Source organism: Agrococcus jejuensis (genome assembly GCF_007679035.1).
GTDB classification, from domain to species: domain Bacteria; phylum Actinomycetota; class Actinomycetes; order Actinomycetales; family Microbacteriaceae; genus Agrococcus; species Agrococcus jejuensis_A.
Genome location: NZ_VEFR01000002.1, coordinates 197,350 through 218,490, shown reverse-complemented (window position 1 = coordinate 218,490; position 21,141 = coordinate 197,350). Strand labels below are relative to the sequence as shown.

16 protein-coding genes are annotated in these 21,141 nt (G+C 71.1%); 5 read left to right on the top strand and 11 right to left on the bottom strand.

Annotated features, from left to right (window positions below):
• Window positions 1–180: 180 nt before the first annotated feature.
• The gene (locus FS793_RS07995; RefSeq protein WP_144719982.1) at window positions 181–837 is read right to left on the bottom strand and encodes an alpha/beta hydrolase; all 657 of its coding nucleotides are present in this window, start codon (window positions 835–837) and stop codon (window positions 181–183) included.
• Window positions 834–1,265: a YdeI/OmpD-associated family protein gene (locus FS793_RS07990; protein WP_144719981.1), complete on the bottom strand. Its 432-nt coding sequence runs from the start codon at window positions 1,263–1,265 to the stop codon at window positions 834–836. Before FS793_RS07990 ends, FS793_RS07995 begins: the two co-directional genes overlap by 4 nt.
• 272 nt (window positions 1,266–1,537) lie before the next feature.
• Here FS793_RS07990 and FS793_RS07985 point away from each other — a divergent pair, with 272 nt between their 5' ends.
• Window positions 1,538–2,077, top strand: a complete 540-nt coding sequence (locus FS793_RS07985) for an NUDIX hydrolase family protein (protein ID WP_144719980.1) — start codon at window positions 1,538–1,540, stop codon at window positions 2,075–2,077.
• 126 nt (window positions 2,078–2,203) lie between these two features.
• A complete protein-coding gene (locus FS793_RS07980) occupies window positions 2,204–2,650 on the top strand; it encodes a hypothetical protein (RefSeq protein WP_144719979.1) in 447 nt (148 codons plus the stop codon).
• Between the two features lie 274 nt (window positions 2,651–2,924).
• On the opposite strand, the gene FS793_RS07975 is transcribed toward FS793_RS07980, so the two are convergent.
• Complete coding sequence (locus tag FS793_RS07975; RefSeq protein WP_144719978.1) at window positions 2,925–3,749, bottom strand: spermidine synthase; 825 nt, start codon at window positions 3,747–3,749, stop codon at window positions 2,925–2,927.
• Entirely contained in the window at window positions 3,746–4,195 is a 450-nt protein-coding gene (locus FS793_RS07970) for a SprT-like domain-containing protein (protein ID WP_144719977.1), read from the bottom strand. Before FS793_RS07970 ends, FS793_RS07975 begins: the two co-directional genes overlap by 4 nt.
• A gap of 281 nt (window positions 4,196–4,476) precedes the next feature.
• On the opposite strand from FS793_RS07970, the gene FS793_RS07965 reads away from it, so the two are divergent.
• Window positions 4,477–5,229 carry an SDR family NAD(P)-dependent oxidoreductase gene (locus FS793_RS07965; RefSeq protein ID WP_144719976.1) on the top strand — a complete coding sequence of 251 codons (753 nt, stop codon included), beginning with the start codon at window positions 4,477–4,479 and terminating at the stop codon, window positions 5,227–5,229.
• A gap of 239 nt (window positions 5,230–5,468) precedes the next feature.
• Here the strand turns inward: FS793_RS07965 and FS793_RS07960 are convergent, their stop codons facing one another.
• The 7 genes from FS793_RS07960 to FS793_RS07930 form a co-directional block, all read right to left on the bottom strand.
• Window positions 5,469–7,109, bottom strand: a complete 1,641-nt coding sequence (locus FS793_RS07960) for an amidohydrolase (protein WP_144719975.1) — start codon at window positions 7,107–7,109, stop codon at window positions 5,469–5,471.
• Between the two features lie 94 nt (window positions 7,110–7,203).
• On the bottom strand, window positions 7,204–8,067 hold the full coding sequence (locus FS793_RS07955; protein WP_260980084.1) for an ABC transporter permease: 864 nt from the start codon (window positions 8,065–8,067) through the stop codon (window positions 7,204–7,206).
• The gene (locus FS793_RS07950) at window positions 8,064–8,999 is read right to left on the bottom strand and encodes an ABC transporter permease (RefSeq protein ID WP_144719974.1); all 936 of its coding nucleotides are present in this window, start codon (window positions 8,997–8,999) and stop codon (window positions 8,064–8,066) included. The genes FS793_RS07955 and FS793_RS07950 overlap by 4 nt, the downstream gene beginning before the upstream one ends.
• Window positions 8,996–10,123, bottom strand: coding sequence for an ABC transporter ATP-binding protein (locus FS793_RS07945; RefSeq protein WP_144719973.1), 1,128 nt, complete (start codon window positions 10,121–10,123; stop codon window positions 8,996–8,998). Before FS793_RS07945 ends, FS793_RS07950 begins: the two co-directional genes overlap by 4 nt.
• A gap of 2 nt (window positions 10,124–10,125) precedes the next feature.
• Window positions 10,126–11,301, bottom strand: a complete 1,176-nt coding sequence (locus FS793_RS07940; RefSeq protein ID WP_144719972.1) for a polyamine ABC transporter substrate-binding protein — start codon at window positions 11,299–11,301, stop codon at window positions 10,126–10,128.
• Window positions 11,302–11,495: 194 nt separating this feature from the next.
• The gene (locus tag FS793_RS07935) at window positions 11,496–12,116 is read right to left on the bottom strand and encodes a hypothetical protein (protein WP_144719971.1); all 621 of its coding nucleotides are present in this window, start codon (window positions 12,114–12,116) and stop codon (window positions 11,496–11,498) included.
• A gap of 92 nt (window positions 12,117–12,208) precedes the next feature.
• Window positions 12,209–13,006, bottom strand: a complete 798-nt coding sequence (locus FS793_RS07930; RefSeq protein WP_144720415.1) for a spermidine synthase — start codon at window positions 13,004–13,006, stop codon at window positions 12,209–12,211.
• Window positions 13,007–13,404: 398 nt separating this feature from the next.
• On the opposite strand from FS793_RS07930, the gene rpoB reads away from it, so the two are divergent.
• Together rpoB and rpoC are read left to right on the top strand one after the other, a co-directional pair.
• Window positions 13,405–16,989: a DNA-directed RNA polymerase subunit beta gene (rpoB, locus tag FS793_RS07925; RefSeq protein WP_144719970.1), complete on the top strand. Its 3,585-nt coding sequence runs from the start codon at window positions 13,405–13,407 to the stop codon at window positions 16,987–16,989.
• 37 nt (window positions 16,990–17,026) lie between these two features.
• Complete coding sequence (gene rpoC, locus FS793_RS07920; RefSeq protein ID WP_144719969.1) at window positions 17,027–20,914, top strand: DNA-directed RNA polymerase subunit beta'; 3,888 nt, start codon at window positions 17,027–17,029, stop codon at window positions 20,912–20,914.
• Window positions 20,915–21,141 lie beyond the last annotated feature (227 nt).

Below are 21,141 nucleotides of genomic sequence, written 5' to 3'. Positions count from 1 at the left end.
GCGCACCACCAGCTGGTCGAGGAGCGCGTCGCCGAAGGCGGCACGCGTCACGAGACCCGCCATCGCTCCCGGTCCCTGGGGTCCCGGTCGTGACTCGGGTCTCGTGACGGCTGCTCGCTGCGCTCGCGGCCTCCTCGACCAGCTGTGCGCGAGACCCCGAGCGATGGGGGCGGGCCCCCGTCAGCCCGGCAGCACCCGATCCAGGAACGCCACGACGTCCTGCAGCTCGTCCTGCACGATCGAGTGCCCCATCGCGTACTCGTGCACCTCGACGTCGGTGTGCGCCTGCATCCACGCGATCGTGCGGGCCGTCGCCTCGCGGGCGATCATCTCGTCGGCGGATCCGTAGGCCTGGAACGCGGGCACGCGCGGCTCGGCCTCGGCGAGCGCGGCGTCGCCCGGTGCGGTGCCGGCGAACGAGAAGCCCGACAGCTGCACGACGGCCGCGAACCGCTCGGGTGCATGCCGCAGCAGCTGCAGCGTCATGGCGCCGCCCTGCGAGAAGCCCAGGAGGCTCACCGAGCGGAACTCGTCGTCGAGCCCGTCGAGCCAGGCGAGCACGCCGCGGGCGGAGGCGTCGATGAGCGCCGAGTCCGTCGACATCTGGCTGCCGGCGGCGTACCAGGCGAAGCCCGGGCCGTACTGCAGCGGGGCGCGCAGCGCGGCGATCGTGAGGCGGTCCGGCAGGAACGGCGCGAGCGCGAACAGGTCGCCCTCGTGGCTGCCGATGCCGTGCATGACGACGAGCAGGTCGCTGCCGGGGCGGCCGTCGGCGCCGTCGCGCCAGAGCACGGCATCGGCGTCGATCGGATGCGTCGCGGATGCGGCGGCGCTCATGCCAGCGACTCCACGACCTTGGCGACGCGGCGAGCGCGCGTGTCCTCGGCCTTCGCCGACTCCACCTGCCGCACGTGCTCCTTGCGGCGCGACGGCGACTGCGCGTCGAACGCGGCGCGCACGCCCGCGGCGTCGAGGGCCGCGGCGAGGTCGTCGGGCACGGGGGTGTCGCGGCTCGACGTGTCGAGCTCGAGCGTCACTTCGTGCTCCTCGCCACCGGCGACGCCCGCATCCTCGCGGATCCGGGCCGACACAGGGATGAGGTACCGGCCGCCCATGACGGCGATGGTCGACGGGTAGACGAAGCCGCCCAGCGTGACCGTCACCGGCACGCGCTTGCCGACGCCGAAGCCGAGCACGACGTCCTCGGGCACCTCGATGCCGACGTTGTTGCCCTGGCGAAGCAGGGTCGTGGTGAAGGTGGGCATGCCCGCTCCTCTCGCGCGCACGCGGCGCTGTCGGCGCCAGCATAGGCGGCACGCGCGGCCGCAGGGTGACGCGGATGCGGTCGGCTGGCGCGGGTCGCGGAGATGACTGGTCGCAGATGGCTCGTGACTGGTCGCAGATGGTCGAGCACTGGTCGTGCTTGGCTGCCGAGTGGTCGCAGATGGCAGCCGACTGCGACCAGTCGTCGACGCGTACGGCGTGGCCGCGACGCCCATGACGGGCCGCGACCGCTGCGGGATGCCACGATGGAGGCATGTCCGTGCGCACACCCGACCGCAATCCCGGATGGCTGAGCGACGACGAGCTCGCCGACGCGAGGCGTCGCATCCCGATGCTCTACGTCGAGGCCGTGCCCGTGCGCCTCGACGGCCAGGGCCGCGTCACCGACGTCGGGCTGCTGCTGCGCGTCGGTGCATCCGGCGGCATCGCTCGCACGATCGTGTCGGGCCGCGTCATGCACGGCGAGTCGCTGCGCGACGCGCTCGACCGGCATCTCGAGAAGGACCTCGGGCCCATGGCGTTCCCGCAGCTGCCGCCGTGCCCGACGCCGTTCCACGTCGCCGAGTACTTCCCGATCCCAGGCGACGGCAACTACCACGACGACCGCCAGCACGCCGTGTCGCTCGTGTTCATCGTGCCCGTGACCGGCACGTGCGAGCCGCGGCAGGATGCGCTCGAGCTCACGTGGCTCACGCCCGACCAGGCGGCCTCCGAGCTCGTCACCTCCGAGATGGAGGGTGGCCGCGGCGCGCTCGTGCGCGCGGCCCTCGCGCATCTCGGCGCGCTGCGCTGACCCGCCCTCGTCGCGAGGCCCGGATCGCGCAGCGGGGCGCCCGACCTCGCGACGACTCCCACGCGCGTGACGCTCCGTGACATGCGGATGCGGCACGCCCGCGGCCGCCCACGTACGCTCGCGACCGTGTCCGCCGACTACCAGATCCAGCTCGAGTGGGGCGTGCAGGCGCTGCGCGCCCACCCCGCCGACGTCGTGATCGTCGCCGACGCCGATGCGGGCGAGTCGGGCGACGCGCTGCGCGCCGCGGATGCGGCCCTCGTGCTCGCCGCGACGCTCGAGACGGCCGACGAGGTCGCCGACCTCGTGCTCGCCGAGCAGACGCGGCTCGGACGCCGCGCCTCCATCACGATCGCGGCCGCCGGCGACGCGTGGCCCGACGGCTCGCTGCGCGTGAGCGTCGCCGACACCCTCGTCGCCGGCCGCATCGTCGACGCGCTCGCCGACCGCGGCATCGACTTCCACTCGCCGCAGGCTGCCGTCGCCTGCGCGGCCGCCGTGGCGCTGCGGGGTGCGACGACGCACCTCGTGCGCGCCGAGCGCGCCACGCGCGAGGTCGCCGCGGCCGCCTGACGGCTCGGCCCGCCCTGGGATGCGCTGCGGGGGAGTCGTCGATTGGTCCAGTTCTGGACCACTCGACCGGGTCAGCCCTACGGGACGTGGCCAATCACCGCACGAAGTGGCCAATCACCGCACCAAGCGGCCAATCGCCGCACGAAGTGGCCAATCGCCGCATGAAGTGGCCGATCACCGCAGGAGGCGGCCGATCGCCGCACGACGTGTCCGACCGCCCCGGCGATGTCGCCGATCGACGCTCGATGGCCTCCTCGCAGCGACCCGGCAGTCCTCAGTCGGCGGGCGGGATGAAGGCGGCGCGGATGGGCTCCGGCGACCACCGCGCGTCGGCATCCCGCAGCGGCGCAATGTCGCCGACGATGCGCGAGACGTCGCCCACGAACGCGCCGCGCGACGCGTCGCCGGCGAGCGCCGCCCGGATCGGCTCGGGCGGGATGGGCTCGGCGCTCGCGAGCAGCACCGCGTTGCCGAAGCGCGCGCCGGCGAGCACCGATCCCTGCACGATGAGCGCCGCGTGGCCGAACGCGGCCTCGAGCGCGGCGAGGTGCGCCGCCGTGAACGCGAGCTCGGGCCCCGCGACGCCGTTGACGACGAGCAGCCCGCCGGGCGCCAGGGCAGCCCGCGCCGCGACCGCGCACTCGAGCGACGTGAACGCCGGCGGGATGCGTCCGCCCGCGTAGACGTCGATCGCGATCGCGTCGAGTGCGCCGGCGGGCGCCGCGTCGAGCCACGCGCGCGCGTCGCCGACCGCCACCGAGACGCCCGCGGGCGGCGGCGCGTGCGCGACGACGAGGTCGACGATCGCCCGCTCCAGCTCGACGGCCACCTGCTCGGCCGCGGGTCGCGCGTGCGCGACCTGCCGAGGCAGGCTCATCGCCGCGCCGCCCAGGTGGGCGATCCGCGGCGCCTGCCGAGCCAGCGGACCCGACAGCGCGGCGAGCATCCACCGCACCGTCGCGTGCGGCGAGGGCTCGGCATCGTCGCCGACGTGCGACTGGCGGAATCCGTCGATCTCGAGCGCCCAGCCGTCGTCGAGCACGACGATCGACGCCGACTGCCCGCTCGACAGCAGCACCGACTCGGGCGCCGACGTCATCGCACGTGCTCCCAGGCGATCCGGTACGCGGCGTCGAAGCGCTTCGAGCACTGTCCGCAGCTCGCAGCTCGCGTCGGCCTCCGGAAGCGATGGTGCACGTGCCCGGCGGGGCAGCGGCCGATCCACGGCGCGAGCTCCGAGGCGATCTCGCCGTCGTGCAGGCGCCCGCCCTCGTAGCCGAGCTCCTTGGCCACGCGCCGCCACCGGGCGCCGTGGCCGGCGTCGAAGCCGGCGAGCGCGTGCGCCACCTCGTGCAGCAGCACCTGGTGCACCTCGTCGTCCTCGTACCGCGACGCGAGGTACCGCGACACCGAGATGCGGTGCGCAGCGTGGTCCGTGAGGCCCGCCCGCCGCTTGGCGTGGTCGAACGCGAACGTCCACGAGTCGTCGAGGTGGATGCGGATGAGCGACTCGGCCCACACCCGCACGCGCGCGAGGTCAGCCACGCCGCGCCCCTCGCGAGCGCCGCGCGACGTGCGCGCGACCCGACGCGCGCACCGGCAGCCCCATCCCCACGCATCCATCGTCGCACCGACCGCCGACGTCGGCCATCGACCGGGCCGCGGGAAGCGCGGGCGGCCGATGGTGGTTGGATCGATACGGAGGTCCCGTCGACGCGACGCCCGTTCGCACGACGCACCTCGCGCCGCTCGCCGGACCCGCGCCCCGACCTCCCGGGCGCCGATCGGCACCCGCTCGCTCCAGCAAGGGAAAGAGGGGCCGGCACATGGCCAGGTTCGAAGGCAAGGTCGCGATCGTCACCGGCGGCGGCAGCGGCATCGGTGCGGAGATCTCGCGCAGGCTCGCGGCAGAGGGTGCGAAGGTCGTCGTGACGGACATCCGTCTGGATGCGGCGCAGGGCGTCGCCGACGCGATCGTCGCCGCGGGCGGCGAGGCCGCCGCGTTCGCGCAGAACGCCGCGAAGCCCGACGAGGCCCAGGCCGCCGTCGCCTTCGCGCAGGAGACGTTCGGCGCGCTGCACCTCGCCGTGAACAACGCCGGCATCGGCGCCCCCGCGGCGCGGATCGGCGACTACGAGATCGAGGCGTGGGATCGCGTGCGCGCCGTCAACCTCGACGGCGTCTTCTACGGCCTGCGCGCCCAGCTGCCCGCCATGGTCGCGGCGGGCGGCGGCGCGATCGTGAACATGGCGTCGGTGCTCGGCACCGTCGGCATCGCCGAGAACTCGGCCTACGTCGCCACGAAGCACGCGCTCGACGGCCTCACGAAGGTCGCCGCGCTCGAGTACTCCGCCGACGGCGTGCGCACCAACGCGGTCGGCCCCGGCTTCATCGACACGCCCCTGCTGCGCGCGTCCCTGTCGGCCGAGGCCATCGCGGCGCTCGAGGCCGAGCACGCGTCGAAGCGCCTCGGCACCGACGCCGAGGTCGCGGCGCTCACGCTGTTCCTGCTGAGCGACGAGGCGTCGTTCATCACCGGCAGCTACCACCTGGTCGATGGCGGCTACTCCGCGCACTAGGTGCTCGTGCGTGTGCCGGAGATCACGGCATCGGATGCCCTCGCGATGGATGCGGTGCTCGCGAGAGCGGATCCGTCGCCGTCGTGAGTCCCACAGTGGTCAGCAGATGTCGTCTCGGCGGCGTGTCGGCGACATCTGCTGACCGCGCACGCGCATCGACCGACCACTCACCGGCACCGAGCGACCCTTCGGCGACAGGAGGCGACCGAGCGACGTGCAGCCACGTCGCGGTCGGGGCGTCACTCCCGCACGTAGACGCGGCGGCCGCCGACCCAGGTCTCGTCGTTCGCGGTGTCGCCGATCTCGTCGGATGCGCCCGCGAACGGGTCGCGGGATGCGATCGCCAGGTCGGCGAGACGGCCCGGGGCCAGCACGCCCGACTCCCAACGGTTCAGCCATGCCGAGCCTGCCGTGTACGCCGAGAGCGCGGTGGGCAGGGGCAGCGCCTCCGACGGCAGGAACGGCCGCGCGCCGACCGTGCCCGGCTCGGTGCGGTTCACGCCCACGTGGATCGCCGCCCACGGGTCGGGCGTCGACACCGACCAGTCGGATCCCGCCGCGAGCGTCGCACCGGCGGCGGCGAGCGACGCGAATGGGTACTGCCAGCCGACGCGAGCGGCGTCCTCGCCGCCGAGGAACGGGATCGTGAGGTCGAGCATCTGGTCCTCGAACACGGCCCACAGCATCTGCATGTTGGCGGCGACGCCGAGCTGCCGGAAGCGCGGCCGATCGGCGGGGTGCACGACCTGGATGTGCGAGATGTGCGGCCGCGAGTCGACCCATCCGTTCGCCGCGCGTGCGGCGGCGACGGCGTCGAGGCATTCGCGCACGGCGCGGTCGCCGATGGCGTGGAAGTGCGCCTGGAAGCCGAGGAGCTCGAGCTCGGGCAGCGCCTCGGCGAGCACGGCGGGGTCGTGGAACGACAGCCCGTCGTTCGTCGTCGCATGCCCGTGGCCGTCGCAGTAGGGCTCGAGCATGCCGGCGGTGAAGTTCTCGGCGACGCCGTCCTGCATGATCTTCACGCTCGTCGACGTGAACGTGCCCGCCGTCCACGCCTCGCGGCGCTCGACGAGCTCGGGGATCTGCTCGACGCCGCGTCCGCGCTCCCACCACAGCGCCCCGCGCACCCGCGCCGTGAGCTCGCCCGCGGAGGCGAGCGCGAGGTACGTCGGGCCAGGGTTCGGGGCGTCGCCGTAGTCGCCGAGGATCGCGTCCTGCCAGCCGACGACGCCGAGCGAGTGCAGGTACCGCTGCGCCACGACCAGCGCCTCGCGCATCCGCTCGGGCGACTCGACGGGGATGAGGCGGTTCACGAGCGTCATGGCACCCTCGTGCAGCGTGCCGCTCGGCGAGCCGTCGGCGAGGCGCTCGATGCGGCCGTCGGCGGGGTCGGGCGTGGATGCCGTGATGCCCGCCATGCGCAGCGCCACCGAGTTCGCCCACGCGCCGTGCCCGTCGCGGTTCGTGAGGAACGCGGGCCGGTCGGGCACGATCCGGTCGAGGTCGGCGGCCAGGGGCGTGCCGCCCGGGAACGCCGCCATGGCCCAGCCGCCGCCGAGCAGCCACGGCTCGTGCGCGTGCTCCGCGACGTACGCCGCGATGGTCGCGAGGTAGGCGTCGCGCGACACGTCGGTGCCGGCGAGGTCGCAGCGCAGCATGTCGAGGCCGCCCCATGCGGGGTGCACGTGGCTGTCGACGAAGCCGGGGGTCAGCAGGCGTCCGCGCAGGTCGACGATCTCGGTGGATGCGGTGCGCAGGTCGAGCACGTCGTCGTGGCCCACCGCGACGATGCGGTCGCCCGACACCGCGAGCGACGTCGCCCACGACCCTGCGGCGTCGGCGGTGAAGATGGGTCCGTTCGTGAAGATCGCGTCGACCATGTGATCCGCCTTTCGTCGTGTGCATCCTGCGACCGCATGCGCGGCCGCGTCGAGGGGTGGCGCCGTCCGGCGCCGGGGCCCGCGTCGATCGGCGTCAGCCGCCGGTCATCGTGCGGGCGATCTGCGCCGTCGAGTCGCCCGAGCGGCGCAGCACGATGGCGACGAGCACGAGCACGAGCAGCGTCAGCACGAGCATGACCGTCGACATCGCGGCGATCTCGGGCCGCAGCCCCGACCGCACGGAGCCGAGGATGTAGACGGGCCACGGGGTCGATCCCTGCACCGAGACGAACGCCGCGATGATCGTGTTGTCGAGGCTGAGCGTGAAGGACAGCAGGAATCCCGACAGCACGGCGGGCGCCGTGAGCGGCAGCGTCACGCGCGTGAGCGCCTGGAACGGCGTCGCGTACAGGTCGGTCGCCGCGTGCTCGAGGTGCTCGTCCATGCCCACGAGCCGCGAGCGCACGAGGTAGGCGACGACGGCGGTCGAGAAGAGCGACGAGCCGATCGCGAGGCGCACGATGCCGTCGTTGAGGATCGTGATGCCCAGCTCGGTGCCCAGCTGCACGAACCACGGCAGCAGGGCGACGGCATCCACGATCTCGGGCGTCACGGTCACGAGCAGCAGCAGCGCCGTGAACCACACGGTCCACCTGCCGGGGCGACGTGCGAGCGCGATGCCCGCCATCGTGCCCAGCACGGTCGCGAGCAGCGCCGACCAGATCGCGACGCGGATGGTCACGAGCACCGTCGCCACGATCTGCCGGTTCGCGAACGCCGCCTCGTACGCCGAGAAGCCGAAGCCGCCCCAGGCCGACAGCAGGCGCCCGTCGTTGAACGAGTAGACGACGATCACGAGGATGGGTGCGAAGAGGAAGGCCATGACGAGCCAGCCCCACACCGACAGCAGCACGTCGGTCACGGGGCGGCGACGGCGTCGCACGACGGGAGCGGTCACGATGCGCCTCCGATCCGCAGGCGCGTCGCGAACCGCACCGGCCACGTCACGAGCCACAGCATCGCCGCCGCGACGACGGCCGACAGCACGGTCGTGAGGATGAGCACGACGGCCATCGCCGAGCCGAGCGCCCAGTTCTGCGCCGTCTGGAACTGGCTCGCGACGAGCTGGCCCGCCATCGTGCCCTGCGCGCCACCGAGCACGGTCGCCGTGATGTAGTCGCCCATGAGCGGGATGTAGACGAACAGCACGCCCGCGACGATGCCGGGGCGCGCGAGCGGCAGCGTCACGGTGAGGAAGGTGCGCACGCGGTCGGCGCCGAGGTCCTTGCTCGCCTCGCGCAGCGGCCCCTCGACGCGGTCGAACGCGACGTAGAGCGGCAGGATCATGAGCGGCAGGTAGTTGTAGACGACGCCGATGAGCACGGCGCCGCGGGTGTTGAGCAGCTCGATCGGGCCGAGCCCGAGGCTCACCATCCACTCCGACAGGAAGCCCTCGGGGGCCAGCATGACGCGCCAGCCGATGGTGCGCACGAGGAAGTTCGTCCAGAACGGCACGAGCACGAGGCCCAGCATGAGGCCGCGACGATGCGCGGGCACCTTCGTGGCGATCCAGTACGCGGCGGGCATCGCGATGACGAGGCACAGGATCGTGCCGATCACCCCGACCCACAGCGTGTTCAGGAACACGGAGGCGAAGGTCGGCGAGAGCGCCTCGAGGTAGCGGTCGAACGACAGCCGATCGGTCGCGACGGTCTCGAACAGGCTCGGCTTGTAGCCGAACGAGTAGTAGAGCACGAGGCCGACCGGCGCGACGAAGAAGACGAGCAGCCAGAACCAGGCGGGCAGCGCCAGCAGGAACGAGGGGGCGCGCAGGCGCCGACGCGGCGGGGGCGTCGCGGCGCGTCGCGGCGCGGAGCCGAGAGCCGTCACGCCGAGGGCTCCTCGACGGGCGCGGCGGTCTCGTCGGGGAAGACGGCGACGTCGGCGGGCGACCACGACAGCGTCACGGCCTCGCCGGGCTCGACCCGCGGCGCCGTGGGGCGCGGCGTGAGCACGACGATGGAGTGGCGGCCCGACTCGACGATGAACTGCATCGACTCGCCGAGGTGGCTGATGCCCACGAGCCTGCCGACGATGCGGTTCTCGCCCGCATCCTCGCCCGCGGCCAACGTCACGGCCTCGGGGCGGATCGCGGCGCGCACGCGCGTGCCCGCCACGAGGTCGGTGGTGCCGCGCAGCCTGACGCCGTCGGCCTCCACGAGCGCGCCAGAGGCCGTGCCCGTGAAGAAGTTCTGCCTGCCGATGAAGCCGGCGACGTAGGCGGATGCGGGGGAGCCGTAGACGGTGTCGGCGTCGGCGAGCTGCTCGATGCGGCCCGCGCGCATGACGGCGATGCGGTCGCTCATCGAGAGCGCCTCGCCCTGGTCGTGGGTGACGAACACGAACGTCGTGCCGAGTCGGGCCTGCAGCAGCTTCAGCTCGACCTGCATCTCCTCGCGCAGCTGCCGGTCGAGCGCCGACAGCGGCTCGTCGAGCAGCAGCACCGACGGCCGGTTCACGAGGGCGCGCGCGAGGGCGATGCGCTGCTGCTGGCCGCCGGAGAGCGCGGTGGGCCTGCGATCGGCGAACGACCGCATCCGCACCATGTCGAGCGCCTCGACGACGCGGCCGCCGAGCTCCGACCGCGGCACGCGCGTGCGACGCAGCCCGAAGGCGACGTTCTCGGCGACCGTGAGGTGCGGGAAGAGCGCGTACTGCTGGAAGACGGTGTTGACGTGCCGCTTGTGCGGCGGCACGCCCACGACCGAGGCTCCCGAGATGCGGATGTCGCCTGCGTCGGGCTCCTCGAAGCCGGCGATCATGCGCAGCGTCGTCGTCTTGCCGCAGCCCGACGGGCCGAGCAGCGACAGGAACTCGCCCTGCGCGATGCGCAGGTCGAGGCCGTCGACCGCGACGGCGTCGCCGTACCGCTTGGTGACGCCGGTGAGCGTGACGTCGCCCGCGTGCGCCTCGGCGGCGGCGTGCAGGGCTGCCTGGGCGGCGGTGTCGGTCATGCCTACTGGCCCGCCGCTGCCTTCATGGCGTTCCAGATCTCGACGCCGCGCGGCTGCGCCTCGTTGACCTCGCCGTTGTGCATCGTCTCGAGCTGCTCGGGCGTGAAGAACACGATGTCGGTGCGCTCGAGGCCCTCGGCGGTCGCGGCCTCCTCGATGCCGGCGACGCCCGTGTGGTAGCCGATGTAGTCGAGCTCCTGCAGGGACACCGTCGGGTCGAGCACGTAGTCGATGAACGCGTGCGCGGCCTCGGGGTGGGGTGCGCCGACGGGGATGCACCAGTTGTCCATCCACAGCTCGGTGTCCGGGGCGCCGAGGCGCCACTGCCAGCGGTCGGGGTCCTCGGACTCGAGGATGCCGAGCCGAGCGTCGCCGTTCCAGCACTGCATGAGCACCTGCGTGCCCTGCTGCATCGCGCCGGAGCCCGGGTACGAGTCGAAGGCCGAGATGTGCTGCGCGAGCGTGTTCACGAGGAAGTCCTCGGCGGCGTCGAGGTCGGCGGCGTCGGTCGTCGTCCACGGGATGCCGTTGGCCCAGAAGTAGAGGCCCGTGAGGTCCTCGGGCGCGTCGAGCAGGCTCGTGCGACCGCTCGCCTCGTTCTGGGCGGCGTCGAGGAAGTCCTCCCACGTCACGAGGTCGCGCGTGATGACGGTGGAGTCGAACACGAACCCGGTCGTGCCCCAGTCCTTGCAGATCGAGTAGGCGTTCTCGGGGTCCCAGTCCTGCCCGGCGAACGCGGGGTCGAGGTTCGCGAGGTTGGGGATGAGGTCGAGGTTGAGCTCCTGGATGAGGCCCTGCTCGATGAGCTGCGGGATGAAGACGCCCGTCGGCACGATGACGTCGAAGCCCGACGTGCCGTTGGCGGCGACGAGGCGCGCGATCATCTCCTCGTTCGACGAGTAGGAGTCGAGGGTGATCTGCGGGCCCTCGGCGTCGGTGAACTCGGTGAGGGTCTCGGGGGCGTCGTAGTCGCCCCACGTGTAGATGGCGAGCGCATCCTCGAGGGCGCCGCCGGTCGCGGCGGGCGCCTCGCTCGTGGAGGGGCCGGAGCATGCCGCGAGGAAGGCCGTGGCGCCCGAGCCGGCCGCGACGGCGAGGAAGCCGCGACGCGTGAGCTCGCTCGTGATCGCCTGCGAGCCTGCGCGGCTCGCGAGGATGCGGATGGGTCGTCGTGCCATCGGTGCTCCTTGGGGCTGGGCGCCGCGCGTCGGGCGCTCGGTTTCCAGGAGCGTAGGTGTGCGGATGCGGCCGAGGCAATGGATCCGGTGGTCGCGAGATCGGATCGTCACCGATCCGTGACCCCTGCGCAACACACGCGACGCAATCCGTCGTCGAGCGTCGCGAACGGGGTACGCGCGCAGGTGCGGAGCGGTCAGCGCCCGCCGAACAGCGGATGCGTCGGTCGCGCCCGCCCCGCCGCGCCCTCGGCGCGATCCGCGCGGTCGAGCGCGACGAGCAGCGACACCTCGGCCGCGTCGATCGCCTCCGCCCGTGCCGCGTCGCCCGTCGCATCGACCTCGCCGGCCGCGGCGAGGTCGCCGGACGTCTCCTGCGCGGCGCGCAGCAGCGCGAGCGACTCGCCGAGGTCGTCGGCCGCCTCGCGCCAGCGCTGCGCGGCGAAGCGCGCGACGCCGCGTTCGTGCAGCGCCTCGGCGAGCACGGCATCCCACCCCGACGCGCGCGCCTCGTCGACCACGGAGTCGCAGTCGCGCAGCGCTGCGACCAGCTGGCCGCCGCCGACGGCGATCGCGGCGCGCAGCAGGCGCATGCGCGCGCTCTCGCGCCGATCGCCCGTCGCTCGCGCGACCATGAGCGCCCGCGCGGCGCTGCCCGACGCCTCGTCGATGCGGCCGACGGCGAGCAGCAGCCAGGCCCGCTCGGCGAGGTCGGCCATCGCCCGCGACAGCCCGATGGCGTCGATGCGGGCCGTCGCGGCGGCGACGTCGACCGTCGGACGCAACGTCGTCACGTCGAAGCCGAGCACCGCATGCATGCGCACATCCTGCACCCGACCACCGACGCGATCCGCGCGCATCGCCCGACGCATCCGAGACTCATGGCGAGCTCGTGGGAAGGGGAGTGCCGCTAGCCGAACACCGACCGGTTCGGCGGCGGCGACGGCAGCGCCGTCGCGTCGGTCACGATGGCGCCGCTCGATGCGAAGCGGCGCAGCTCGGAGCCTTCGACGACCTTCGCGGGCCACGGGTCGCGCTGCAGCGCCGCGGGCACGCCATCGAGCCGCAGCGGCTCGTCGGAGGCGACGGCGACGAGGTTGCCGTAGCGGCGGCCCTTGAGGAACCCGGTGTCGGCGATCGCCGCGACGTGCTCGTGCACGTGCGCGAGCGTCGCGAGCTGCGAGCGCACGAAGCGCAGCTCGCGGCCGTCGGCGAGGTTGACGCACAGCACGCCGCCCGGCGCGAGCAGCGCGCGCACGCGCTCGTGGAACTCGACCGACGTCACGTGCGCCGGGGTCTGCGAGCCGGCGAAGACGTCGACGATGACGAGGTCGCACGCGCCCATGAGCCCACCGGGCAAGCGCTCGAGCACGGCGCGCGCATCCCCGTAGCGGATGCGGATGCTCGCCTCGCGCGGCAGCGGCGCGACCTCGCGCACGATCTCGACGATGCCGGGCTCGAGCTCGATGACCTGCTGACGCGAGCCGGGACGCGTGCGTGCGACGTAGCGGGGGAGCGTGAGGGCGCCGGCGCCGAGGTGTACGGCCGTGAGCGGGCCGGGGCGCATGGCGTCGAGCACGTGGCCGATGCGCTGCACGTACTCGTAGACGAGCAGCTCGGGGCGCTCGGGATCGACGTGCGACTGGGGCGTGCCGTCGACGACGAGCTGGTAGCCGCCGTCGCCCGAGAAGCGCATCTCGGCGTGCATGCCGTTCGAGAGCGTCGTCGAGGGGAGTGCGGACACGCTCCCATCCTGCCGGGTGCACGCGCGGGGTCGTCATCGAAGGGGGTCGGCGGCCGATTGGTCCAGTTGTGGACCAATCGCCCGGCGGACACCTGCACGACGTGGCCAATCGCCGCAGGAAGTGGCCAATCGCCGCGAGAGGCGGCCATTCGGCGCAGGAACTGGCCAATCGCCGCGGGAAGTGGCCAATCGGCGCAGGAAGTGGCCAATCGCTGCAGAAGGCGGCCGATCGGGGCAGGACGGCGCCGATCGCGACCTCCGCCGTTCGCCGTCAGCGCACGCGGATCCCGATCGCGAGACACGCCGGGAGTGGACACGCGAATCGCCCGGGCGTATCGTAGGAGTTTGCCTCTGGCTTCCCCATGCCCTCATATTGCGGTCGGCGTGCGCTCTCGAGCGCTTCATCGGGGCCGGATGGCAACTCACCTTACGACGTCGACCCGCAGCGGCTGCAACCCGCATGCGGCACGGAGGTAGTCACCTTGGCAGATGCCATCACCGGGCGCAGCGCCGCCCGACTGAGCTTCGCGAAGATCCCCGAGACCCTGACGGTCCCCGACCTTCTCGCTCTCCAGACCGAGAGCTTCGAGTGGCTCATCGGCTCGAAGGCTTGGCAGGATCGCCTGGCCGCAGCCGACGCGGAGGGACGCGACGACGTCTCCCGCCAGTCCGGCCTCGAGGAGATCTTCGAGGAGATCTCGCCCATCGAGGACCTCGGCGAGAAGATGCAGCTCTCCTTCTCGGAGCCGTCCCTCGAGGAGCCGAAGTACACGATCGACGAGTGCAAGGAGCGCTCGAAGACGTATGCGGCGCCCCTCTACGTGGCCGCCGAGTTCATGAACCACGAGACCGGCGAGATCAAGTCGCAGACGGTCTTCATGGGCGACTTCCCGCTCATGACCGAGAAGGGCACGTTCATCATCAACGGCACCGAGCGTGTCGTCGTGTCCCAGCTCGTGCGTTCGCCGGGCGTCTACTTCGAGCGCACGCTCGACAAGACCTCCGACAAGGACGTCTACTCGGCTCGCGTCATCCCGAGCCGTGGTGCATGGCTCGAGTTCGAGATCGACAAGCGCGACGCCGTCGGCGTGCGCATCGACCGCAAGCGCAAGCAGTCGGTCACGATCTTCCTCAAGGCGCTGGGTCTCGAGACCGAGGACATCGCTCGCGAGTTCGCCGGCTACGAGTCGATCCTCGCGACGCTCGAGAAGGACCCGGTGATGTCGAAGGAGGACGCCCTCCGCGACATCTACCGCAAGCTCCGTCCGGGCGAGCAGGTCGCTGCCGAGGCTGCGCGCGCGCTGCTCGACAACTTCTACTTCAACCCGAAGCGCTACGACCTCGCGAAGGTCGGCCGCTATAAGGTCAACCGCAAGCTCGGCATCGACGTGCCCATGAGCGACTCGGTGCTCTCGGTCGACGACATCGTCGCGACCATCAAGTACCTCGTCGCGCTGCACGCCCAGGAGACCACCCTGCCGGGCGTCCGCAAGGGCGAGGCCGTCGACATCCGCCTGGACACCGACGACATCGACCACTTCGGCAACCGCCGCATCCGCGCGGTCGGCGAGCTCATCCAGAACCAGGTCCGCACGGGTCTGGCTCGCATGGAGCGCGTCGTGCGCGAGCGCATGTCGACGCAGGACATCGAGGCGATCACGCCGCAGACCCTGATCAACGTCCGGCCCGTGTCGGCGGCGATCAAGGAGTTCTTCGGCACGTCGCAGCTGTCGCAGTTCATGGATCAGAACAACCCGCTCGCGGGCCTGACCCACAAGCGCACGCTGTCGGCGCTCGGCCCCGGTGGTCTGTCGCGTGAGCGCGCAGGCGTCGAGGTGCGAGACGTGCACCCCTCGCACTACGGCCGCATGTGCCCGATCGAGACCCCGGAAGGCCCGAACATCGGCCTCATCGGTCGTCTCGCGACGTTCGGCCGCATCAACGCGTTCGGCTTCATCGAGACGCCGTACCGCCGCGTCGTCGGTGGCGTCGTCACCGAGCAGATCGACTACCTCACCGCCTCCGAGGAGGACGAGCACGTCATCGCGCAGGCGAACTCGCCGCTCGACGCCAAGGGCCGTCTGACGACCGAGAAGATCATCGCCCGCAAGAAGGGCGGCGAGGTCGAGCTCATCGGCCCCGAGGGCATCGACTACATGGACGTCTCGCCGCGCCAGATGGCGTCGGTCGCGACGAGCCTCATCCCGTTCCTCGAGCACGACGATGCGAACCGCGCCCTCATGGGTGCGAACATGCAGCGTCAGGCCGTGCCGCTGCTCCGCAGCGACTCGCCGCTCGTCGGCACCGGCATGGAGGGCTTCGCGGCCATCGACGCCGGCGACGTGGTGACGGCCGACAAGGCCGGCGTCATCGCCGAGGTCTCGGCGGACGTCGTCACGGTGCAGCTCGACGAGGGCGGCACGCAGACGTACTACCTGCGCAAGTTCGACCGCTCGAACCAGGGCACGTCGTACAACACGCGCGTCATCGTCTCGGCGGGCGACCGCGTCGAGGTCGGCCAGGTCATCGCCGATGGTCCCGCGACCGAGAACGGCGAGCTGGCGCTCGGCAAGAACCTCCTCGTGGCGTTCATGCCGTGGGAGGGCCACAACTACGAGGACGCCATGATCCTCAGCCAGAACCTCGTGAAGGAGGACGTGCTCTCGTCCATCCACATCGAGGAGTACGAGGTCGACGCCCGCGACACGAAGCTCGGCAAGGAGGAGATCACGCGTGACCTCCCCAACGTCAGCCTCGACCTGATGGCAGACCTCGACGAGCGCGGCATCATCCGCATCGGCGCCGAGGTCCGCCCCGGCGACATCCTCGTCGGCAAGGTCACGCCGAAGGGCGAGACCGAGCTGTCGGCAGAGGAGCGCCTGCTCCGCGCGATCTTCAACGAGAAGAGCCGCGAGGTGCGCGACACGTCGCTCAAGGTGCCCCACGGCGAGCAGGGCACCGTCATCGCGGTGAAGCACTTCAACGCGGAGGACGGCGACGACGAGCTGGGCTCGGGCGTGCACGAGAAGGTCGTGGTCTACATCGCGCAGAAGCGCAAGATCACCGAGGGCGACAAGCTCGCCGGCCGTCACGGCAACAAGGGCGTCATCGCGAAGATCCTGCCCGAGGAGGACATGCCGTTCCTCCCCGACGGCACGCCGGTCGACATCGTCCTGAACCCGCTGGGCATCCCGAAGCGCATGAACTTCGGCCAGGTGCTCGAGACCCACCTCGGGTGGATCGCGGCGACGGGCTGGGATGCCGACGCGAAGGCGGCGTGGGCGAAGAACCTGCCCAAGGAGATCCTCAAGGCCGGCCCCGGCACGAAGGTCGCCACCCCCGTGTTCGACGGTGCGACGGAGGAGGAGATCATCGGTCTCCTCGACTCGACGCTCCCGACGCGCGACGGCGACCGTCTCATCGACGGCTCGGGCAAGGCCCGTCTGTTCGATGGTCGCTCGGGCGAGCCGTACCCGTACCCGATCTCGGTCGGCTACATGTACATCCTGAAGCTGCACCACCTCGTCGACGACAAGATCCACGCGCGCTCGACGGGTCCGTACTCGATGATCACCCAGCAGCCGCTGGGCGGCAAGGCGCAGTTCGGTGGCCAGCGCTTCGGCGAGATGGAGGTGTGGGCGCTCGAGGCATACGGCGCTGCGTACACGCTCCAGGAGCTCCTCACGGTGAAGTCCGACGACATCGTCGGCCGCGTGAAGGTGTACGAGGCGATCGTCAAGGGCGAGAACATCCACGACCCCGGCATCCCCGAGTCCTTCAAGGTGCTCATGAAGGAGATGCAGTCGCTCTGCCTGAACGTCGAGGTGCTCAACGCCGCCGGCGAGGTCGTCACGCTGCGTGACGACGAGGACGAGGCCCTCCGCACCGCCGAGGAGCTCGGCATCAACATCTCGCGCCCGGAGCTCTCGTCGATCGACGAGATCTGATCCGGCCCGCTACGAAGATTCAGCCAAGGGAACAACATTGATCGACGCAACCACGTTCGATGAGCTCCGGATCGGCCTGGCCACTGCGGAGGACATCCGCAAGTGGTCGTACGGCGAGGTGAAGAAGCCGGAGACCATCAACTACCGCACGCTGAAGCCCGAGAAGGACGGGCTGTTCGGCGAGCAGATCTTCGGTCCCTCGCGGGACTGGGAGTGCTCGTGCGGCAAGTACAAGCGCGTGCGCTTCAAGGGCATCGTCTGCGAGCGCTGCGGTGTCGAGGTCACGAAGTCGTCGGTGCGCCGTGAGCGCATGGGCCACATCGAGCTCGCCGCCCCCGTCACGCACATCTGGTACTTCAAGGGCGTGCCGAGCCGTCTCGGCTACCTCCTCGACATGGCGCCGAAGGACCTCGAGAAGGTCATCTACTTCGCGGCGTACATGATCATCGAGATCGACGAGGACGGCCGTCACGAGGACCTGCCCGGCATCGAGCAGGAGATCCGCCTCGAGATGGCGGAGCTCGAGAAGCGCCGCGACTCGGCCATCGCCGACCGCCTGCAGCAGCTGGAGACCGACGTCGCCCAGCTCGAGGAGGAGGGCGCGAAGGCCGACCAGAAGCGCAAGGTCCGCGACGCGGGCGAGCGCGAGATGGCGCAGATCCGCAAGGGCACCGACGAGCAGATCGCGCACCTCGAGCGCGTGTTCGACGACTTCCGCTCGCTGAAGGTCGGCGACCTGAAGCCCGAGGACGCCGTCTTCCACGACCTCGTCGACCGCTTCGGCGACTACTTCGAGGGCCACATGGGTGCGGAGGCGATCAAGCGTCGCCTGCTCGCGTTCGACCTCAAGACCGAGGCCGAGAACCTGCACCTCGAGATCGCCGAGGGCAAGGGCCAGCGCAAGATCCGTGCGATCAAGCGCCTCAAGGTCGTGAACTCGTTCCTGCAGACGGGCAACAGCCCGGCTGCGATGGTGCTCGACGTCGTGCCGGTGATCCCGCCGGAGCTGCGCCCGATGGTGCAGCTCGACGGTGGCCGCTTCGCGACCTCCGACCTGAACGACCTCTACCGTCGCGTCATCAACCGCAACAACCGTCTGCGTCGCCTGCTCGACCTCGGTGCTCCCGAGATCATCGTGAACAACGAGAAGCGCATGCTGCAGGAGGCGGTCGACGCCCTGTTCGACAACGGTCGTCGTGGCCGTCCCGTCACGGGCACGGGCAACCGCGCGCTGAAGTCGCTCTCGGACATGCTGAAGGGCAAGCAGGGCCGGTTCCGCCAGAACCTGCTGGGCAAGCGCGTCGACTACTCGGGCCGTTCGGTCATCGTCGTCGGCCCGCAGCTCAAGCTGCACCAGTGCGGCCTGCCGAAGCAGATGGCGCTCGAGCTGTTCAAGCCGTTCGTCATCAAGCGCCTGATCGACCTGCAGCACTCGCAGAACATCAAGCACGCCAAGCGCATGGTGGAGCGTTCGAAGCCGCAGGTGTGGGACGTGCTCGAGGAGATCATCTCCGAGCGCCCCGTGCTGCTGAACCGTGCGCCCACGCTGCACCGTCTCGGCATCCAGGCGTTCGAGCCGCTGCTCGTCGAGGGCAAGGCCATCCAGCTGCACCCGCTCGTCTGCTCGGCGTTCAACGCCGACTTCGACGGCGACCAGATGGCCGTGCATCTTCCCCTGTCGGTGGAGGCGCAGGCCGAGGCCCGCATCCTCATGCTGGCGTCGAACAACATCCTGAAGCCGTCCGACGGCCGTCCGGTGACGCTGCCCACGCACGAGATCGTGTCGGGTCTGCACCACCTCACGACGGTGAAGCCGGGCGCGACGGGTGAGGGTCGTGCGTTCTCGTCGGTCGCCGAGGCGATCATGGCGATGGACCAGGGCTCGCTCGACCTCGGCGCGCTGGTGAAGATCCGCATCGACGACCTGCACTTCCGTGAGCAGGACCGTCCCGAGGGCTTCGTCGACGGCGAGCCGTTCCTGCTCGAGACGTCGCTGGGCCGTGCCCTGTTCGCCGAGACGCTCCCCGCGGACTTCCCGTTCGTGCAGGAGGCGACGACCAAGCCGGTCATCTCGCAGATCGTGAACGCGCTCGCGGAGCGGTACCCGAAGGTCGTCGTGGCGGAGACGCTCGACAAGATCAAGGACGCCGGCTTCCACTGGGCCACGCGGTCGGGCATCTCGGTCGCCCTGTCCGACGTCATCACGCCGAAGGACAAGAAGGCGATCGTCGCCAGGGCCGAGGACGCGGCGCAGAAGGTGCAGGACCAGTTCGACAACGGATTCATCTCCGATGCCGAGCGTCGTCAGGACCTCACCGAGCTGTGGACCAACGCCACGAACGAGGTGCAGAAGGCCACGCAGGAGGCGTTCGACGAGAACAACTCCATCTACCGCATGGTCACGGCAGGCGCCAACGGCAACTGGATCCAGGTCCGCAACATCACCGGCATGCGCGGTCTCGTGACGAACCCGAAGGGCGAGGTCATCGTCCGTCCGATCATCTCCTCGTACCGCGAGGGGCTGTCGGTGGCGGAGTACTTCATCGCCACGCACGGTGCTCGCAAGGGCTCGGCGGACACGGCCCTCCGTACCGCCGACTCGGGCTACCTCACGCGTCGTCTCGTCGACGTGTCGCAGGACGTCATCATCCGCGAGGAGGACTGCGGCACCGAGCGCGGTCTCGACATGCCCATCGGCGAGACGATCGACGGCGTGCTGGTGCGCGGCGAGAACGTGGAGTCGTCGGTGTACGCCCGCACGCTCGCTGCCGACGTCGTCGCTCCCGACGGCACGGTGCTCGCGGCTGCAGGCGCCGACTTCGGCGACGTGCAGATCAACGCGGTCATCGCGGCCGGCGTCGAGGAGGTCAAGGTCCGCTCGGTCCTGACCTGCGAGTCGACGACGGGTGTCTGCGCTGCCTGCTACGGCCGTTCGCTGGCGACGGGCAAGCTCGTCGACATCGGCGAGGCCGTCGGCATCATCGCGGCGCAGTCGATCGGCGAGCCCGGCACGCAGCTCACGATGCGTACGTTCCACACCGGTGGCTCGGTGGGCGCGAGCGACATCACGCAGGGTCTGCCCCGCGTGACGGAGCTCTTCGAGGCCCGCACGCCCAAGGGCGCCTCCCCGATCGCCGAGGCCGCAGGCCGCGTGCGCATCGAGGAGGACGAGAAGGCGAAGCGCATCGTCATCGTCCCCGACGACGGCAGCGACGAGATCGCCTACCCGGTGCTGCGTCGTGCGACGCTCATGGTGCAGGACGGCGACCACGTCGAGCAGGGCGAGCAGCTCCAGGTCGGCGCGATCGACCCCAAGGAGGTGCTGCGCGTGCGCGGCGTGCGCGAGGTGCAGAAGCACCTGGTGTCCGGCGTGCAGGACGTGTACCGCTCGCAGGGTGTGCCGATCCACGACAAGCACATCGAGGTCATCGTCCGTCAGATGCTCCGCAAGGTCACCGTCGTCGACCACGGCGAGACCGACCTGCTGCCGGGCGAGCTCGTCGACCGTGCGCGGTACAACGACCTCAACCGTGCTGCGCTGACCTCGGGTAAGAAGACCGCGTCGGCCCGCCAGGAGGTCATGGGCATCACGAAGGCGTCGCTCGCGACGGAGTCGTGGCTGTCGGCCGCCTCGTTCCAGGAGACGACGAAGGTGCTCACGGAGGCGGCGCTCAACGGCCGCACCGACCAGCTCGTCGGCCTCAAGGAGAACGTCATCATCGGCAAGCTCATCCCCGCGGGTACCGGTCTGCACCGGTACCGCGACGTGGAGGTGGAGGCCACCGAGGAGGCGAAGGCGGAGCGGTACCCGAACCGTCTGTTCGGCGACTCGTCGTCGTTCGGCGACGGCGACCTCGACTTCGTCGACTTCGACTCGTTCACCTCGGGCGACTCGTTCGGCGACGAGCCGGGCGTCTACCGCTGATCTGACCGATCCATCCCGAAGGGCCGTGCCGCGAGGCGCGGCCCTTCGGCGTTCGCGGGGAACCGCTCCGCGAAGCGCCGCTCCTCGAGGTGCGAACGAAGGGAGCCTCGAAGCGGGCCCGAGCCGCCGCTGGCCCCATCCGCCGGAGGTCCGCGAGCCTCCCCGGCCCATCCGTGTCCCCTGGCTAGGCTCGTCCACCAGCGCAGCGCGCTGCGCTGAGGAAGCCA

Excerpts from the sequence above, each read along its gene's own strand:
- FS793_RS07965 (WP_144719976.1), top strand. The coding sequence starts at position 4,477 with ATGGCCAGGTTCGAAGGCAAGGTCGCGATCGTCACCGGCGGCGGCAGC.
- rpoB (WP_144719970.1), top strand. The coding sequence starts at position 13,405 with ATGCCCTCATATTGCGGTCGGCGTGCGCTCTCGAGCGCTTCATCGGGG.
- FS793_RS07975 (WP_144719978.1), bottom strand. The coding sequence starts at position 3,749 with ATGACGTCGGCGCCCGAGTCGGTGCTGCTGTCGAGCGGGCAGTCGGCG.
- FS793_RS07930 (WP_144720415.1), bottom strand. The coding sequence starts at position 13,006 with ATGCACGCCGAGATGCGCTTCTCGGGCGACGGCGGCTACCAGCTCGTC.
- FS793_RS07990 (WP_144719981.1), bottom strand. The coding sequence starts at position 1,265 with ATGCCCACCTTCACCACGACCCTGCTTCGCCAGGGCAACAACGTCGGC.
- FS793_RS07945 (WP_144719973.1), bottom strand. The coding sequence starts at position 10,123 with ATGACCGACACCGCCGCCCAGGCAGCCCTGCACGCCGCCGCCGAGGCG.
- FS793_RS07940 (WP_144719972.1), bottom strand. The coding sequence starts at position 11,301 with ATGGCACGACGACCCATCCGCATCCTCGCGAGCCGCGCAGGCTCGCAG.
- FS793_RS07985 (WP_144719980.1), top strand. The coding sequence starts at position 1,538 with ATGTCCGTGCGCACACCCGACCGCAATCCCGGATGGCTGAGCGACGAC.
- FS793_RS07995 (WP_144719982.1), bottom strand. The coding sequence starts at position 837 with ATGAGCGCCGCCGCATCCGCGACGCATCCGATCGACGCCGATGCCGTG.
- FS793_RS07935 (WP_144719971.1), bottom strand. The coding sequence starts at position 12,116 with ATGCATGCGGTGCTCGGCTTCGACGTGACGACGTTGCGTCCGACGGTC.
- FS793_RS07960 (WP_144719975.1), bottom strand. The coding sequence starts at position 7,109 with ATGGTCGACGCGATCTTCACGAACGGACCCATCTTCACCGCCGACGCC.